General features: G+C 36.6%; 15 protein-coding genes, 1 pseudogene and 1 riboswitch. Of the genes and pseudogenes, 12 read left to right on the top strand and 4 right to left on the bottom strand.

What is annotated here, in order from left to right; all coding sequences use genetic code 11:
* The first annotated feature begins 61 nt into the window (after nucleotides 1-61).
* From lspA to bioB, 7 genes are all read left to right on the top strand, one after another.
* On the top strand, nucleotides 62-577 hold the full coding sequence (gene lspA / locus AT683_RS09235; RefSeq protein ID WP_038441408.1) for a signal peptidase II: 516 nt from the start codon (nucleotides 62-64) through the stop codon (nucleotides 575-577).
* Complete coding sequence (ispH, locus tag AT683_RS09230) at nucleotides 574-1518, top strand: 4-hydroxy-3-methylbut-2-enyl diphosphate reductase (RefSeq protein ID WP_005659294.1); 945 nt, start codon at nucleotides 574-576, stop codon at nucleotides 1516-1518. The genes lspA and ispH overlap by 4 nt, the downstream gene beginning before the upstream one ends.
* Nucleotides 1519-1687: 169 nt before the next feature.
* On the top strand, nucleotides 1688-2035 hold the full coding sequence (locus tag AT683_RS09225; protein ID WP_005690826.1) for a helix-hairpin-helix domain-containing protein: 348 nt from the start codon (nucleotides 1688-1690) through the stop codon (nucleotides 2033-2035).
* Between the two features lie 106 nt (nucleotides 2036-2141).
* Nucleotides 2142-2229, top strand: a riboswitch (TPP riboswitch).
* A gap of 52 nt (nucleotides 2230-2281) precedes the next feature.
* Nucleotides 2282-3280, top strand: a complete 999-nt coding sequence (gene thiB, locus AT683_RS09220) for a thiamine ABC transporter substrate binding subunit (RefSeq protein ID WP_011272345.1) — start codon at nucleotides 2282-2284, stop codon at nucleotides 3278-3280.
* A 4-nt stretch (nucleotides 3281-3284) separates the two neighbouring features.
* Nucleotides 3285-4901, top strand: coding sequence for a thiamine/thiamine pyrophosphate ABC transporter permease (thiP, locus tag AT683_RS09215; RefSeq protein ID WP_011272346.1), 1617 nt, complete (start codon nucleotides 3285-3287; stop codon nucleotides 4899-4901).
* Nucleotides 4885-5532 (top strand): thiamine ABC transporter ATP-binding protein, encoded by a 648-nt coding sequence (gene thiQ, locus AT683_RS09210; protein ID WP_038441405.1) that lies wholly within the window; start codon nucleotides 4885-4887, stop codon nucleotides 5530-5532. Before thiP ends, thiQ begins: the two co-directional genes overlap by 17 nt.
* A gap of 112 nt (nucleotides 5533-5644) precedes the next feature.
* On the top strand, nucleotides 5645-6646 hold the full coding sequence (bioB, locus tag AT683_RS09205) for a biotin synthase BioB (RefSeq protein ID WP_005655985.1): 1002 nt from the start codon (nucleotides 5645-5647) through the stop codon (nucleotides 6644-6646).
* Nucleotides 6647-6770: 124 nt separating this feature from the next.
* Here bioB and tkt read toward each other — a convergent pair whose 3' ends face one another.
* A complete protein-coding gene (gene tkt / locus AT683_RS09200; protein ID WP_005688349.1) occupies nucleotides 6771-8768 on the bottom strand; it encodes a transketolase in 1998 nt (665 codons plus the stop codon).
* A 380-nt stretch (nucleotides 8769-9148) separates the two neighbouring features.
* Here tkt and serB point away from each other — a divergent pair, with 380 nt between their 5' ends.
* The 4 genes from serB to AT683_RS09180 all read left to right on the top strand — a co-directional run bounded on the left by serB (nucleotide 9149) and on the right by AT683_RS09180 (nucleotide 12390).
* Nucleotides 9149-10093 carry a phosphoserine phosphatase gene (gene serB, locus AT683_RS09195; RefSeq protein WP_005655988.1) on the top strand — a complete coding sequence of 315 codons (945 nt, stop codon included), beginning with the start codon at nucleotides 9149-9151 and terminating at the stop codon, nucleotides 10091-10093.
* Nucleotides 10094-10110: 17 nt separating this feature from the next.
* Nucleotides 10111-10602: a YajQ family cyclic di-GMP-binding protein gene (locus AT683_RS09190; RefSeq protein ID WP_005651674.1), complete on the top strand. Its 492-nt coding sequence runs from the start codon at nucleotides 10111-10113 to the stop codon at nucleotides 10600-10602.
* A 295-nt stretch (nucleotides 10603-10897) separates the two neighbouring features.
* Nucleotides 10898-11845 carry a magnesium/cobalt transporter CorA gene (gene corA, locus AT683_RS09185; protein ID WP_005655990.1) on the top strand — a complete coding sequence of 316 codons (948 nt, stop codon included), beginning with the start codon at nucleotides 10898-10900 and terminating at the stop codon, nucleotides 11843-11845.
* A complete protein-coding gene (locus AT683_RS09180) occupies nucleotides 11845-12390 on the top strand; it encodes a YggT family protein (RefSeq protein ID WP_005655992.1) in 546 nt (181 codons plus the stop codon). The genes corA and AT683_RS09180 overlap by 1 nt, the downstream gene beginning before the upstream one ends.
* Nucleotides 12391-12570: 180 nt before the next feature.
* Here AT683_RS09180 and AT683_RS09175 read toward each other — a convergent pair whose 3' ends face one another.
* Both AT683_RS09175 and AT683_RS10025 read right to left on the bottom strand, forming a co-directional pair.
* Nucleotides 12571-13407 carry a class II glutamine amidotransferase gene (locus tag AT683_RS09175; RefSeq protein ID WP_005647819.1) on the bottom strand — a complete coding sequence of 279 codons (837 nt, stop codon included), beginning with the start codon at nucleotides 13405-13407 and terminating at the stop codon, nucleotides 12571-12573.
* A 125-nt stretch (nucleotides 13408-13532) separates the two neighbouring features.
* Nucleotides 13533-13766: pseudogene (locus tag AT683_RS10025) on the bottom strand (hypothetical protein); the annotation flags it as partial.
* Nucleotides 13767-13833: 67 nt separating this feature from the next.
* Here AT683_RS10025 and AT683_RS09170 point away from each other — a divergent pair.
* Nucleotides 13834-15036, top strand: a complete 1203-nt coding sequence (locus AT683_RS09170; RefSeq protein WP_032824907.1) for an ATP-binding protein — start codon at nucleotides 13834-13836, stop codon at nucleotides 15034-15036.
* Between the two features lie 334 nt (nucleotides 15037-15370).
* Here AT683_RS09170 and AT683_RS09165 read toward each other — a convergent pair whose 3' ends face one another.
* Nucleotides 15371-16936, bottom strand: coding sequence for an RNA-directed DNA polymerase (locus AT683_RS09165; RefSeq protein ID WP_005659310.1), 1566 nt, complete (start codon nucleotides 16934-16936; stop codon nucleotides 15371-15373).
* Between the last annotated feature and the right edge of the window lie 22 nt (nucleotides 16937-16958).

The following is a 16958-nucleotide window of genomic DNA, read 5'->3' as shown; positions in this document are numbered from 1 at the left end:
GTGCTTTATCATTTATCGGCTTGTGCTAGAATGAGCGGAATTTTTTTAAAAGGGAAATAGTATGTCCAAAAAATCAGGGCTTTCGTTTTTATGGTTAAGTACGGTCGCTTTCGTGGTTGATTTGCTCACTAAATACATTGTGGTACAAAAATTTGATTTGTATGAAAGTGTTAATGTGCTGCCTGTTTTCAATCTTACCTATGTCCGCAATTATGGTGCGGCATTTAGTTTCTTAGCGGATCATAGTGGCTGGCAACAATATTTCTTTATTTTGTTAGCGTTGGCTATTTCAGGCATGTTGGTTTATTTTTTAGTAAAAAATAATGCTGAACAAAAAATCCAAAATTCTGCTTATGCACTGATTATTGGTGGTGCATTAGCGAATATGGTAGATCGAGCTTACAATGGTTTCGTCGTGGATTTCTTTGATTTCTATTGGGATATTTATCATTATCCAGTGTTTAATATCGCTGATATTGCCATTTGTATTGGCGCAGGGTTGTTAGCATTGGATGCGTTTAAGAGCGAAAAGAAAAAAGTACAAGATAAACAAGTAGAAAAGTGCGGTCAGAAATGAAGATAATTTTAGCCAATCCACGAGGATTCTGTGCCGGTGTAGACCGTGCTATTAGTATTGTTGAACTTGCCTTAGAAATTCATGGCGCACCGATTTATGTTCGTCATGAAGTGGTGCATAACCGATTTGTTGTGAACGGATTGCGTGATCGTGGTGCGATCTTCGTGGAAGAATTAAGCGAGGTACCTGATGGTGCGATCGTGATTTTTTCTGCGCACGGCGTATCTCAAGCCGTTCGACAAGAAGCGAAAGACCGCAATCTCAAAGTATTTGATGCAACCTGTCCTTTGGTGACCAAAGTACATATGCAAGTTGCTCGTGCAAGTCGAAAGGGAACAAAAGCGATTTTGATTGGACATAAAGGACACCCTGAAGTTGAAGGCACAATGGGGCAGTATAGTAATGAAGATGGCGGAATTTTCTTGATTGAAAAAGTAGAAGATATTGCACGTTTGCCAATGCAAGACAATGATGATTTAACCTTTATGACGCAAACCACTTTATCGCTAGATGATACAGCAGAAACTATTGCTGCATTAAAAGAAAAATATCCCGCTATTCAAGGGCCACATAAAAACGATATTTGTTATGCGACAACCAATCGTCAAGAAGCGGTGCGAGAATTGGCTAAATTATCAGATTTAGTGTTGGTTGTGGGGTCTAAAAACTCATCAAATTCAAATCGTTTAGCTGAATTGGCGTCTCGAATGGGGATTAAATCACAGCTTCTTGATGATCCTTCCGATATTCAAGATGATTGGTTTAATGATGTAAAAACCATTGGGATTACAGCTGGTGCTTCTGCACCAGAAGAATTAGTCCAATCGATTATTTCTCGCTTAAAAGAGTTTGGCGCGGATACTATAGAAGAACTGCAAGGTTTAGAAGAAAATATGTTCTTTGAAGTGCCAAAAGAGTTGAGAATAAAAGAAGTTAATTAATACTAAGGGCTTATCGTCAATGATAAGTCCTTTGTTTTTTTCATTCAAATTAAGAATTTTTGAGATCGAGATCGCAAAAGTGCGGTCAGGTTCTTGAGGTTTTTTGCAAGGCAGGAAAAAATGTGTGTGTTGATTGTTGATCAACGGTTCATATTATAAGGAAACCTCTATGAAATTAATGAAAACATTATTCACTTCGTTTGTATTGTGTGGGTCACTTGCAGCTGGTTCCACTTTTGCTGAAGACAAGGTGGTTGAGCAAACAACTCAAGCTGTTGTGACCACTCAAACGGATTCACAAGTAGCACCAGCTATGATGGGAGATAAATTGAATATTAACATAGCAACTGCCAGTGAAATTCAAAAATCCCTAACTGGCATTGGTGCGAAAAAAGCGGAAGCTATTGTGCAATATCGTGAAAAACACGGTAATTTTACTAATGTAGAACAGCTTTTAGAAGTACAAGGAATTGGCAAAGCAACACTAGAGAAAAATCGTGATCGTATAATCTTTTAATTTTCTAACCTCCAATGAATGCCCTGTTTTACAGGGCTTTTTTATTCTTTACACACAGAATACATTAAAAAGCCGTTGGCAACTTGAGTAAATTTTAATACACTAGCAAGCCTAGTCGGGGTGCAATACGCTGAGATCATACCCGTGAACCTGAAACAGTTAATACTGACGTAGGAAACTAGGAATATAACCTTATCTCCTTTTCGTCATTATTGCTGCCTTTTAATCATAAATAAGGATGTAATAATGAAACTTCTTAAATTAACCTTAATTTCTACCGCACTTTTTTCCACTGCTGCATTAGCACAATCACAGCAAAGTGTGAACGTATATAGCTACGATTCTTTCACTTCTGAATGGGGTGCTGGGCCAAAAGTAAAACAAGATTTTGAAAAAGCACACCCACAATGCACTATTAATTTTACGCCTTTTGAAAGCGTTGGAGTGTTGCTCAACCGTGTTCGCTTGGAAGGAAAGAAAACAAAAGCGGATATTGTGCTAGGTTTAGATAACTTTTTTTTGGAACAAGCTGAAAAAACAGGTATTTTTGCACCAAATAACGTGGATTTAACTCAGCTTGATTTACCAACAAAATGGACAAATAAGACCTTCTTACCTTTCGATTTCGGTAATTATGCTTTTGTGTACGATAAAACCAAATTACAAAATCCGCCGAAAAGTTTGAAAGAATTAGTTGAACGCCAAGATCTTCGTGTGATTTATCAAGATCCTCGCACCAGCAGTGTGGGACGTGGTTTATTGGTTTGGATGAATGTAATTTATCCTGAAGATAAAATTCAATCTGCTTGGAAAAATTTAGATAAGCATACGGTAACAGTGGGTAAAGGCTGGTCAGATACTTACGGTGCATTCTTAAAAGGCGAAGCGGATTTAGTATTAAGTTACAGCACATCGCCACTTTATCATCAACTTTTTGAGAAAAAAGATAATTATGCGGCGACAGATTTTGCGGAAGGGCATATTACTCAAGTGGAATTAGCGGCGCGAGTTGCCAACCATCCAAATCAATGTGCGGATGATTTTATGGCATTTTTAATTTCGCCTACAGCACAAAAACATATTGTGACAGCCAATATTATGTTGCCAGTTATTCAAGGCGAAATTGAACCGCACTTTGATGCACTGAAAGTTCAACAAAAAACTCAAACGCCAATTAATCCAACAGTGAATGCTGAGCAGTTAAAAAATTGGATCAGCACTTGGCAAACTACATTAACAAAATAATTTGATGTTGTCGTTATTTCATCATCCACAACTTCGCCCTCGTCATTATGCGGGCGGGGTTGTTGTCATTAGTTTCATTATTCTTTTTTATGGTAGTGCCTTAAGTTCGATCTTTACATTGGGCGATGAATTGCAATGGCGAGCTTGGTTTACTGATGATTACCTACAGCATCTGATTCTTTTCAGTTTTGGGCAAGCTTTACTTTCTACCGTTTTATCTATTTTCTTTGGTTTACTTCTCGCTCGGGCATTATTTTATAAGCCATTTTTTGGAAAAAAGTGGTTGTTAAAATTAATGTCGCTAACTTTTGTCTTACCTGCTTTAGTGGCAATTTTTGGTTTGATCGGTATTTATGGTTCAAGCGGTTGGTTAGCTTGGTTTGCTAATCTTTTTGGAATGTCGTGGCAGGGGCATATTTACGGACTGTCGGGTATTTTAATTGCCCATCTTTTTTTCAATATCCCACTGGCAGCACAGCTTTTCTTACAAAGTTTGCAAAGTATCCCTTATCAGCAACGTCAGCTTGCAGCACAGCTCAATTTGCAAGGTTGGCAATTCGTTAAATTGGTGGAATGGCCTGTTTTTCGTCAGCAATGTTTGCCCACATTTAGCTTGATTTTTATGCTGTGCTTTACCAGTTTTACCGTTGTTCTTACGTTAGGTGGTGGGCCTCAATATACAACATTAGAAACAGCAATTTACCAAGCGATTTTATTTGAATTTGATCTGCCGAAAGCGGCACTCTTTGCTATGTTGCAATTTGTATTTTGCTTGCTTTTATTTAGTTTAACATCTCGTTTTTCGCCTTCTAATCAAAATGGCTTGAGCAATAGTAATATTTGGTTTGTGAAACCTAAAAGTGCGGTCAAAATTTTCTATGTTTTTGTTTTAATTGTTTTTGTCTTTTTCCTTTTTTCGCCAGTTTTGAATATTCTTATTAGCGCATTGAGTTCATCAAGTTTACTCAAGGTTTGGCATAATTCTCAACTTTGGCGTGCGTTAGGTTATTCACTTTCTATCGCACCCTTGTCCGCATTACTTGCATTAACGATGGCGATTGCCTTATTGCTTTTATCACGCCGTTTAGAATGGTTACATTATCAGAAAATCGCTCAATTTATTATTAATGCAGGAATGGTAATTTTGGCAATCCCGATTTTAGTACTCGCAATGGGGTTATTTTTATTATTACAAGAGCGTGATTTTTCGAATATTGATTTGTTTATTATCGTTGTATTTTGCAATGCGTTAAGTGCAATGCCTTTTGTTTTACGTATTTTGAGCGCACCTTTTCATAATAATATGCGTTATTACGAAAATCTGTGTAACAGTTTGGGAATTGTGGGTTGGCAACGTTTTTATCTGATTGAGTGGAAAACCTTGCGCGCACCGTTGCGTTATGCTTTTGCTTTAGGTTTGGCGTTATCTCTCGGCGATTTTACGGCTATTGCGTTATTTGGCAATCAAGAGTTTACTTCTTTACCGCATTTGTTATATCAGCAGTTAGGTAATTATCGTAATCAAGATGCCGCTGTAACCGCAGGGATTTTATTATTGCTTTGTGGCATATTGTTTGCCTTTATTCACACATATAGGGATGCTGATGATTTATCTAAATAATGTGATTTTGAATGATAAAACCTTACCAATGTGCTTTAATTTGAACGTTAAGGCTGGCGAACGTGTCGCAATTATTGGCGAAAGTGGGGCGGGGAAAAGTACCTTATTGAATTTAATTGCTGGGTTTGAATTTCCTGCTCAAGGAGAAATTTGGTTAAACGATAAAAATCATACGCGTAGTGCGCCTTACGAGCGTCCTGTTTCCATGCTATTTCAAGAAAATAACTTATTTCCCCATTTGACTGTACAACAAAATCTTGCCTTAGGAATAAAACCCTCTTTAAAATTAACCGCACTTGAGCAGGAAAAAATTGAACAGGCCGCTTGCTCCGTAGGATTGGGCGATTATTTAGAGCGTTTACCGAATTCTCTTTCGGGGGGGCAAAAACAACGAGTGGCATTGGCGCGTTGTTTGTTGCGAGATAAGCCAATTTTGTTATTAGATGAGCCTTTTTCTGCATTAGATCAGAAACTTCGGGTAGAAATGCTGGCTTTAATCGCTAAACTTTGTGACGAGAAAGATTTAACATTGCTACTTGTTACCCACCAACCATCGGAATTAATCGGTTCGATAGATCAAGTGTTAGTGGTGGAAAATGGTCAGATAAGTCAATTGCAAAAAGGGGTGTAAAATTAGTTTCATTCATAACGTTGAATTGATTGTTTCTACCATATACACTAATTCATCAATTAAGAAAGTATAAAAAGCGTGGTGTTTTTAACCGCACTTTCAAAGGAAAAACATGTTAGCGGAAAAATTACAAATTAACTCTATTACACCTCATCCAAGTGTAGAATATTGGTCTGTTTGCAAAGTTGAGGCGTTATTTGAAACGCCATTTTTGGAATTAGTTTACCGAGCAACGCAAGTTCATCGTAAGCATTTTAATCCTCGCGCGATTCAGTTATCCACGTTAATGTCTATCAAAACGGGGGGATGCCCAGAAGATTGTAGTTATTGCCCTCAATCAGCCCGTTATCATACTGGCGTACAAAATCAGCAGTTATTAGATGTTGATGAGATCGTCGCTAAAGCAAAAATTGCGAAAGCACGTGGTGCGGGACGTTTCTGTATGGGGGCTGCTTGGCGAGGCCCTAAGCCAAAAGATATTGAGAAAGTCACAGAAATTATTAAAGCCGTGAAATCACTTGGTTTAGAAACTTGCGGTACCTTTGGTTTATTGCAAGACGGTATGGCGGAAGATTTAAAAGAAGCTGGATTAGATTATTACAATCATAATCTTGATACCGCACCAGAACATTATGCAGAAGTGATTGGTACTCGCCGTTTTGATGATCGTCTTAGTACCTTAGGAAAAGTGCGCAAAGCTGGATTAAAAGTGTGTTGTGGTGGCATTGTGGGGATGAATGAAACCCGTAAAGAACGGGCTGGATTAATCGCGAGCCTTGCAAATCTTGATCCGCAACCTGAGTCAGTGCCGATTAATCAACTCGTTAAGGTTGAAGGTACACCGTTAGCCGATGCGGAAGAATTAGATTGGACGGAGTTTGTGCGAACGATTGCTGTTGCACGTATTACTATGCCAAAAAGTTATGTTCGCCTTTCTGCAGGTCGTAGTGGTATGACTGAAGAAATGCAAGCGATGTGTTTTATGGCGGGGGCAAATTCGATTTTCTATGGCGATAAATTACTTGTTACAGATAATCCAGAAGAAGATGGCGATCAGTTATTGATGGCAAAATTAGATTTAGAGCCAGAAACTGCAGAAAATAAAAAGTTGTAGTTTGCGTTAGAAAGCTGAGAAATTAAGTATAAATCTATTCCTTTCTTTATTTCATATCTCACAATAATTTTCAATAGCCAATAAAAAAGCTCCTTGAATATCAAGGAGCTAGTTTAGTTTAATCTTAAAGAATTTCTTTCGCTTTTGCTACCACGTTTTCAACAGTGAAACCAAAGAGTTTAAATAATTGATCTGCTGGTGCGGATTCGCCAAAGCTATTCATACCGACAACACGACCATTGAATCCAACGTATTTATACCAGAAGTCAGCAATACCCGCTTCAATCGCAACACGTTTGGTTACCGCTGCAGGTAATACACTTTCACGGTATGCTTCGTCTTGTTTATCGAAACGGTTAGTACTTGGCATAGAAACAACGCGTACTTTTTTACCTTCAGCACTTAATGCTTCGGCTGCTTGCACTGCTAATTCCACTTCAGAACCTGTCGCAATGAAAATTAACTCAGGTGTGCCATCACAGTCTTTTAATACATAAGCACCACGTTTAACCGCATCTAATTGTGCAGAAGTGCGGTTCATTTGAGCAAGATTTTGACGAGTGAAAATTAACGCACTTGGGCCATCTTGACGTTCAACCGCTTGTTGCCATGCGATGGCTGATTCAACTTGGTCACATGGACGCCATGTTTCAAGGTTTGGAATTAAGCGTAGTGAAGCCGTTTGTTCTACTGGTTGGTGTGTAGGTCCATCTTCGCCTAAACCGATGGAATCGTGGGTATAAACGAATAATGTGCGTTGTTTCATTAATGCTGCCATACGTACTGCGTTGTGAGCATACTCGTAGAACATTAAGAAGGTTGCGCCGTAAGGAATGAAACCGCCGTGTAAGGCAATGCCGTTCATAATGGCAGACATACCAAATTCACGAACACCGTAGTTAATGTAGTTACCACTTACGTTTTCGTGGGCACGAATCGGTTTTGAACCACTCCATAAGGTTAAGTTGGAGCTTGCTAAGTCTGCAGAACCACCTAAAAATTCTGGCAATAGGTGTGCATAGGCTTCAATGGCATTTTGTGATGCTTTACGGCTTGCAATACTCGCTGGATTTGCTTGTAATTTTTCGATGAACGCTTTAGATTCTGCCGCCCAGTTTGTTGGTAATTCGCCAGAAACACGACGTTTAAATTCTGCTGCCAATTCAGGATAGGCTTTTGCATAAGCGGCAAATTTTTCTTCCCAAGATTTTTCTGCTGCAGCACCTTTCTCTTTTGCCGACCATTCAGCATAGTATTCAGCTGGAATTTCAAATGGCGCATATTCCCAACCAAGTGCTTTGCGGGTTAAAGCGATTTCTTCATCGCCTAATGGCGCACCGTGGCAATCATGAGAACCTGATTTATTTGGAGAACCAAAACCAATGATGGTTTTACAAATAATTAACGTTGGTTTTTCTTTTTCTGCTTGAGCAAGAACGGCAGCAGCGCGAATTTGCTCTGCATTGTGACCATTTACATTACGGATTACTTGCCAGCCATAAGCTTCAAAACGCTCGGCGGTGTCATCACTGAACCAGCCATCAACATGACCATCAATGGAAATATTGTTGTCATCGTAGAATGCGATTAGTTTACCCAGACCTAATGTTCCTGCTAAAGAGCAAGCCTCGTGAGAAATCCCTTCCATTAAACAGCCATCGCCTAAGAACACATAAGTGTGGTGATCGACAATTTCATGGCCTTCACGGTTAAATTGTCCAGCTAAGGTTTTCTCAGCAATTGCCATACCCACCGCATTAGTGATACCTTGACCTAACGGGCCAGTCGTGGTTTCAACACCAGGTGCATAACCATATTCTGGGTGACCTGGGGTTTTAGAATGTAATTGACGGAATTGTTTTAAATCTTCGATAGAAAGATCATAGCCAGTTAAATGTAAAAGACTATAAATCAACATAGAACCGTGTCCATTTGAAAGCACAAAACGGTCACGATCAGCCCATTTAGGATTGGTTGGATTGTGTTTTAAAAAGTCGCGCCATAATACTTCAGCAATATCCGCCATCCCCATTGGTGCACCAGGGTGACCAGATTTCGCTTTTTGTACAGAATCCATTGCTAAGACACGAATTGCATTGGCTAATTGTCTACGAGTTGCCATTTTGTTCTCCTGTGATAATTCGTTTTGAAAAATAATCTTGCACATTCTACCTTATTTCTGAAGGAAATTTAGCAAAAATCCGCACTCAATTTAATAGTTTGTGACAATAATCAAATTCTACGACGACATTGATGAAAACGCATACTACTAGATTTTATTGTCAAATTTACCGCACTTTTTTCTCTTTGAGTTTATGATAAGAACAGCGATAATGACTTAAAAAATACTTGTTTTACACCAAATAAGATAACGCCAAATATCGCTAGGCTTAGCGAAATAATCGTTGCAAGTATCATTGAGTAGTTTTTCTTTAATTATTTTCACTTTTTCAATTCACATCGGTTAAAATCTTTTTAGTCGCCACAACTTACAGGATTTTTATGCAAATTCAATGTTTCGAAAGTATTACACAAAAATATCCACAATTTCCTACCGCACTTTTGGCTAATGAGGAGCCTATACAGAACGGAGAGCCTTTTATCTTATACGGCACAAAGTTGGACATAACTAAGCTAGAAAAATTTCAACAAAAGTGCGGTCAAAATTTTCAGATTTTTGATGTTTGGATGGTAGCGAAAAATATTATCGTCTTATTGAAAGGTCAATGGTTTTCTGATTTCATTAAATTTGCTCACGATGTTGAAGTGGATATTGCTAAATTAGATTTCAGCCCTAAATTGTCTCAAGCAGGGTTGTTGGTGATGGATATGGATTCTACCGCTATTCAAATTGAGTGTATTGATGAAATTGCGAAACTAGCGGGTGTTGGCGAACTTGTTTCTGCGATTACGGAAAGTGCAATGAGGGGGGAATTAGATTTCGAGCAAAGTTTGCGTTGTCGAGTGGGTACATTAAAAGGTGCGCCAGAAAGCATTTTGCAGCAAGTTAGAGAGAATTTACCGCTAATGTCTGGATTAGTTGAAACGATCCAAACCTTACAAAAATATGGCTGGAAAACTGCAATTGCTTCAGGCGGATTTACTTATTTTGCGGATTATTTGAAAGCCTTATTGCAACTTGATTTTGCTGCATCAAATCAATTTGATATTGAAGATGGAAAACTCACAGGCTTAGTTAAAGGCGATGTGGTTGATGCCCAATATAAAGCTAAAACATTGCAACATTTGTTAGAGGAATACGGTATTTATTCCCAACATTCTATTGCTATCGGCGACGGTGCAAATGACTTGGCAATGATGAATGTGGCGGGACTAGGTGTTGCGTTCCATGCTAAACCTAAAGTGCAACAACAAGCGCAAATTGTGGTAAACTTCGCCGACTTAACCGCACTTTTATGCCTTCTAAGTGCCAATGATCGAATTTAATAAAATGGGAGAAGACTATGCCATCTTTTGATATTGTTTCTGAAATTACTTTACACGAAGTTCGTAATGCAGTGGAAAATGCAAACCGTGTGCTTAGCACGCGTTATGATTTTCGTGGTGTCGAAGCGGTAATTGAATTAAATGAAAAAAATGAAACGATTAAAATCACCACAGAATCTGATTTCCAACTTGAACAATTAATTGAGATTTTAATTGGATCTTGCATTAAACGTGGTATTGAGCACAGTTCTTTAGATATTCCAGCAGAAAGCGAACACCACGGTAAACTTTACAGTAAAGAAATCAAGCTTAAACAGGGTATTGAAACAGAGATGGCGAAGAAAATTACTAAATTAGTAAAAGATTCTAAAATCAAAGTTCAAACTCAAATTCAGGGCGAACAAGTGCGTGTGACAGGTAAGTCACGCGATGACTTACAAGCAGTGATTCAACTTGTAAAAAGTGCTGAATTAGGTCAGCCATTCCAATTTAATAATTTTAGAGATTAGTTTTTCAAATAAGGGCGAAATGTTGCCATAGTTTTTTGATAAAACTTGACGAACACCGCTTTCAAGCGTAACATTCGCCCGATTTTTTAACGAGAAGGACACACACTTTGGACAGTCATAGTCGATACCGAATATCGCTCTAGACGCTCGCCTTTTATTATCGGCGTGCGTTCGCCGGTAAATTTACCGTTGTTTCGGCATCTCTTAACGAAAACTTTGCGATTTTTTACCGCACTTTCGTTTCTTCTTTAATTTGTTCACTGTTAGCTGTTCATAATCCTATAAGGAGTATGAAATGATCAATGCGTTTGCTATCAATGATTCCCGCTTGGTTCGTATTGACGAAGACCAAACTGATCTCAATACTGCCATTTGGCTTGATTTACTTGAGCCGACAGGCGAAGAACGTGAAATACTACAAGAAGGCTTAGGTCAGAGCCTAGCATCTTTTCTAGAACTGGAAGATATCGAAGCTTCCGCCCGTTTCTTTGAAGATGAAGATGGTTTACACCTTCACTCATTTTTTTATTGCGAAGATGAAGACAATTATGCTGATTTAGCGAGCGTTGCTTTTACTATTCGTGATGGTCGTTTATTTACGTTGCGTGATCGCGAGCTACCCGCATTCCGTTTATACCGTATGCGTTCACGTAGCCAGCGTTTGTTAGAATGCAATTCCTATGAAGTTTTACTGGATTTATTTGAAACGAAAATTGAGCAATTAGCGGACGTGATTGAAAATATTTATGCAGATTTGGAAGAGTTAAGTCGCGTTATTTTAAACGGAAAACAAGATGAAGCCTTTGATGAAGCATTAAATACACTCACGGAACAAGAAGACACCAGCTCAAAAGTTCGTTTGTGCTTGATGGATACTCAACGTGCATTAGGTTTCTTGGTTCGCAAAACTCGCTTACCAACTAATCAGTTAGAACAAGCACGAGAAATCTTACGAGATATTGAATCTTTGCAACCGCATAATGAATCATTATTCCAAAAAGTAAACTTTTTAATGCAAGCTGCAATGGGTTACATCAATATTGAACAGAACAAAATTATGAAATTTTTCTCAGTTGTTTCTGTGATGTTCCTTCCTGCAACATTAGTTGCATCCACTTATGGTATGAACTTTGATTTTATGCCTGAATTACATTTTAAATATGGCTATCCAATGGCAATTGGATTAATGATCGCAGCCGCACTGACACCATATATTTATTTTAGAAGAAAAGGATGGTTATGATGGAATTATCCCAAACCGCATTATTTATCGGATCAATTATTAATCTTTACGCACTTGTAGTAATCTTACGAGCTTGGTTGCAGTTTGCTCGTGTGGATTATTACAGTCCTGTTTCAACATTTGCAGTCAAAATGACTGATCCAATATTAAAACCTCTGCGTAAAATTGCGCCTACTGTGAAAAATATCGATACTTCCGCATTACTGCTTGTATTTATTATTGGTATGTTAAAAGGTATTATTTATTTTGGCTTATCAGTAAATGTACTCTTAGTATTGGGCGTATTAACTGTATTGAAAAGCATTGGTTTAGCTATTTTCTATGTGCTTTTTATTGGGGCTGTTTTAAGTTGGTTTAATCGAGGTAATAATTCTATAAGTTATGCCTTTTATCAACTCTCCGAACCACTTTTAAAACCAATCCGTCGATTATTACCTACATTAGGAATGATTGATTTTTCTCCGATGGTCGTTATGTTTATCTTATTGTTTTTAAACAATTTTATGCTTGATCTTCTAGGTGGACTTTGGATTATCGCTGGTTAGATATTCATATTCCTTATTTGAATATTGCTTTATAAAAATATTGAAGATTTAGTTGGTAAGAATAGTATTTTCTATTCTTACCTTTTTATTTCATTTTTAGAGGTTTTTGATTTTTATAATTCTTATAAAAGATATAAAATTCTTTTATAAAAATAAGGGGAAGTTTATTTACATTGACATTTAAATAGCAGAATTTATTGTCCTATTACCTAAAGTACCATCATCAATCGCTTCTTTTGGCGTCCCAATAACTTCGGCGATTTTCTCTCCATTTTTAAAAAACACAAATCCACCATTTTCCATTTTTGTCCAAGATTCATTTTTGGTTAAAGGAAATGTTGTGATGATATTGACCTTATCTCCTGCTTTTGCATAATAGCTAAAATCAATTACTCCATCATCATCAATACGGTGAGCTTTGCCAAAAGGTGCTTTTCGCATAACATAATGTAAGTTTGTTGAGCAATGTGCAATCATCCACTCGCCATTAGAAAGAATGAAATTAAACGTACCGTGTTGAGCAAGTTCTTTTGTTACTTTTTGAATTGCTTCAAAAATTTCCATTTCACTTGGTTTTTTGCGGAAAGTATTTTTAAGATATTCAGCCATATAACAGAAAGCAGCTTCAGAATCTGTAGAACCTATTGGCTGTAAAAAATGATCTGTCATATCTGGTAAGTTTTTTAAATTACCATTATGCGCAAAAACCCAGTTTTGTCCCCAAATTTCACGAATGAACGGATGGGTGTTTTCAATATTGACTTCGCCTTGTGTTGCTTTACGAATATGCGCAATAACATTAAGAGATTTAATATTATATTGTTTTATACAATCTGCGATGGGGGAAAGACTGGCTGCTTGATTATCACGAAAAATACGTACACCACGTCCTTCAAAAAACGCGATTCCAAAGCCATCTGAATGGCAATCTGTTAAACCTGCACGACGACGGAAACCTTCAAAAGAAAAAACAATATCCGTTGGCGTATTGCAATTCATTCCGAGTAATTGACACATAACTTTAATTAGATATAACCTCACAATATGTGAGCGATTTAACACCATTATAGGGAGAATATCAAGAGAGATTTAATGAATTTTTATGTTGTATAGATATTAATGATAGAAATCTTATTTAATCTATTATTCTTTAAAAATCGAGATTTAACAGTCTTCTTCGACTGATGTGTTGTAGTACAAGCAAATAAACTCACAAGGAAAACAACAAGCAATGCCATCTTTAATTTATTCATAAATACAAAATTCCGAAAAATAAGAAAGCGCGTATGATAGCGAAAATTGGGGACTGTGCAAGGGATTGGAATGAGACTAAAAAATGCAATAAAAACTGGAAATGTAATTCCAAACACACACAAAAAAATAAAATATGGAAATTAACTTCCAATTTTTGTACACTTTTTACAAATATGAAATTAACTTCCAATGAGTAAAACTATGATCTCTCGTGAAAATTATTTACAGCAACTGATTCAATTTAAAGATACTGATTTTATCAAAGTCATCTCTGGTGTTCGTCGTTCTGGTAAATCAGTGCTACTCATGCAATACCGTGATTACCTTCAACAACAAGGAATTTCCCCTGAAAATATTCTTTACCTCAATTTTGAATCTTTTGAATATCAATGGGTGAAAGACGCTCAAGACTTCCAACAGCTTATTCAAGAAAAAATGCCGTCTTCTCAAGAGAAAATCTATTTTCTGATTGATGAAATTCAGTTTGTGGAAGGTTGGCAAAAAATCGTCAATGCGCTTCGCGTAAGTTTTAACACCGATATAGTGATTACAGGTTCCAATGCCAACTTGCTTTCCGGTGAGCTTGCGACGTTGTTAAGCGGTCGGTATGTAGAAATCAAAATTTACCCGCTTTCTTTCAAAGAATTTTTGCACGCCAAAAATGTGGATAGCCAATCAAGATTGGTCGATAAACTCTATTCGGAATATGAAAAATATGGCGGTTTCCCCAGCGTTGTGATGGCTGATGAGCCTTTAAAAGAAACGATTTTATCGGGTATTTTTGATTCCATCGTGCTAAATGATATTGCCCACCGAGCTGGAGTGAAAGACACGCATATTCTTAAAAGTGTAATTCTCTTTTTAGCGGATAACGTAGGGCAGTTGGTGAATCCAAGCAAAATTAGCAACACGCTCACGTCCGAACGTGTTCCCACTTCAAATCACACCATAAGCAAATATCTTGATTTGTTAGAAAATGCCTTTCTTTTTTATAAAGCAAAACAATACGATATTCGCGGAAAAGGCTATTTAAAAACCAATGCGAAATATTTTATTGTGGATAACGGTTTAAGACGACACGCTATCGGCAAAAAAGGCGCGAATTATGCCAATCGCCTAGAAAATATTGTCTTTATTGAATTGCTTAGACGAGGTTATACCGTTGATGTGGGTAAACTCGACAGCAAAGAAATTGATTTTATCGCCCGAAAAGCTGATGAAATTTTATATGTACAAGTCGCCTTTGAAATCCCTGAAAATACCCACGAAACAGATAATCTTTTGCATATTAAAGATAACTATAAAAAGATTTTAATTACGGGGAAATATTATGAACAAACAGAAATTGATGGGATTGAAGTGATTTATGTGGTGGATTGGTTGTTGCAATAAGTCTAAAAACGTTGAAAATTTTCACCGCACTTTTAGTGATTAATGTTTATGCTGGCACGCGTTTCCTAACGGTGCCCTAGAAAGTAAATAAAGTGCGGTTAGTTTTTCAGGTGTTTTTTAGTGAAATTAGGCACACGCTAGGAAGCGTGCACCAACAGATTGTGCTAATAAAGAAAGATAGCGCCAGCATCCACGCTGGTGCTGTTTAATAAAAACATTGTGAATTCTACGCATAATCGTAGGCAGAACCAATATTCAAAATTCTTTAGCTTTTTTGACCGCACTTTCAGTTGATAGGCACAAGCGAGGACGCTTGTGCCATCATAGAAGAATATTAATAATCAAAAATATAGACTTCGTCATTAGACATAGTATTACTTAATTGAGAAAATTCATCCTGTTGAAATACGGGAGTGTCTTTTAAGATACTTAACATATTTGAACAAATTATCCAATCATTATTCCATAAAGAAATTTCTCCCTTATACAGATTACACATTTTTTCTGAGAAATTAAAATTATTTAGATCAGATTTTAGCATTCTTTGCATCCATATTTGGGCAAAGCCAGAATTTGGCATTCTTATTAGTTTATTATAAACGAGCCTCTTTATAGGCTCTGAGTCTTCCAACTTAGTAAATAATTTACTAATAATAGAACAACAAACAGGTATTACTTTAGGATTACAATATGCAATATCAGCAATAATACTTATTACTTGTTTTGTATTTGATGATAGTTTTTCTATACTATTATTAGAAGTGTTTAATGAATTAATAAGTTCTTCTAAACTTAAATAAATTTTCTGCTTATTTTCTTTTTCTATAGCTTGATCAAATTCATTTAGTGCTGAATTAAGACTTCCTGAATTAGGGTATTCAATACTATGCTGTCTAATAATTAAGCTTTTCTTTTGTAAGTTTTTTGTATTATTAGCAATTTTTAACCAAGCTAGTTTATCTTTTTTTATTGATTGAGTAACTATATCTTGACTACCTTTAGTTTTACTAGAGTTTAATTTTAATCCAAAAGACATCATTATTTCTGATAGATACTTTAATATATTTTCTCCATCGCTATGATTTTTAACAAAAATTTTATAATCATCTCTATAGCGTAATATTTTATATTCTGAAATCCCTTTATTTTTTAACTCTTCACTTAATAGTATATCGATATAGCCTAATATCATTTCAGCAATAAAATCCATCAAGATAGAGCCCTGTGGGATTCCATTAGTTTGCCCATATTGGCAGTTCTGAATTTTTTTATCTATAGAGTTTCCTAATAGCGTTAATCTATGATTCTTTTTTGCTATGTCTTTACCTTCTATAGCCCATGCTATGGAATGAGTATATATAGAGCTGTAACAATCAGCCACATCAGTATCAAAAACATATTCATATTCAAGTGAAAGGCAAATAGACTCTTGTTCCACTGACTCCCACCATTTCAGGATTTGTTTAGCTTTATCCTTTAATTGACTATTGGACTTCACAGGGATACTAAGACATTCAATTTGGGGATTGTTTTGGTATTCTTTGAAGCGCTTTTTTAACTTCTCCCAGTTATCTTTTTTTGTGATTTTATGAACTAAATCTACGTAAACTAATGGATGGATAATTTGTAGTGGTCTCCAAGAGAGTTTTCCATCTTTATTGGCATATATGAGATGATTTACCATCTCATTATTTGCAATATCAGGTCTTTGGTTAGCATTGTTATGCGTGTTACGATCAAAGTTTAATAGGCTCTTATCTGATAATTCTTCTGAGATTTTTTGTAATAAGTTTGTAAATGAAAAATATCTAGGTAAATCAATATTACAATAACTTTCATGTTTTAAGAAAAACGCTTTGGCATCATGATGCTCTAATTCTAAAATGCTTGATGAATCCATTTTTATTATTTCCATTTAGATA

The organism is Haemophilus influenzae (assembly GCF_001457655.1).
GTDB classification, from domain to species: domain Bacteria; phylum Pseudomonadota; class Gammaproteobacteria; order Enterobacterales; family Pasteurellaceae; genus Haemophilus; species Haemophilus influenzae.
Note: the sequence above shows the minus strand (reverse complement) of the source record. Positions and strands in the feature narration are given on the sequence as shown.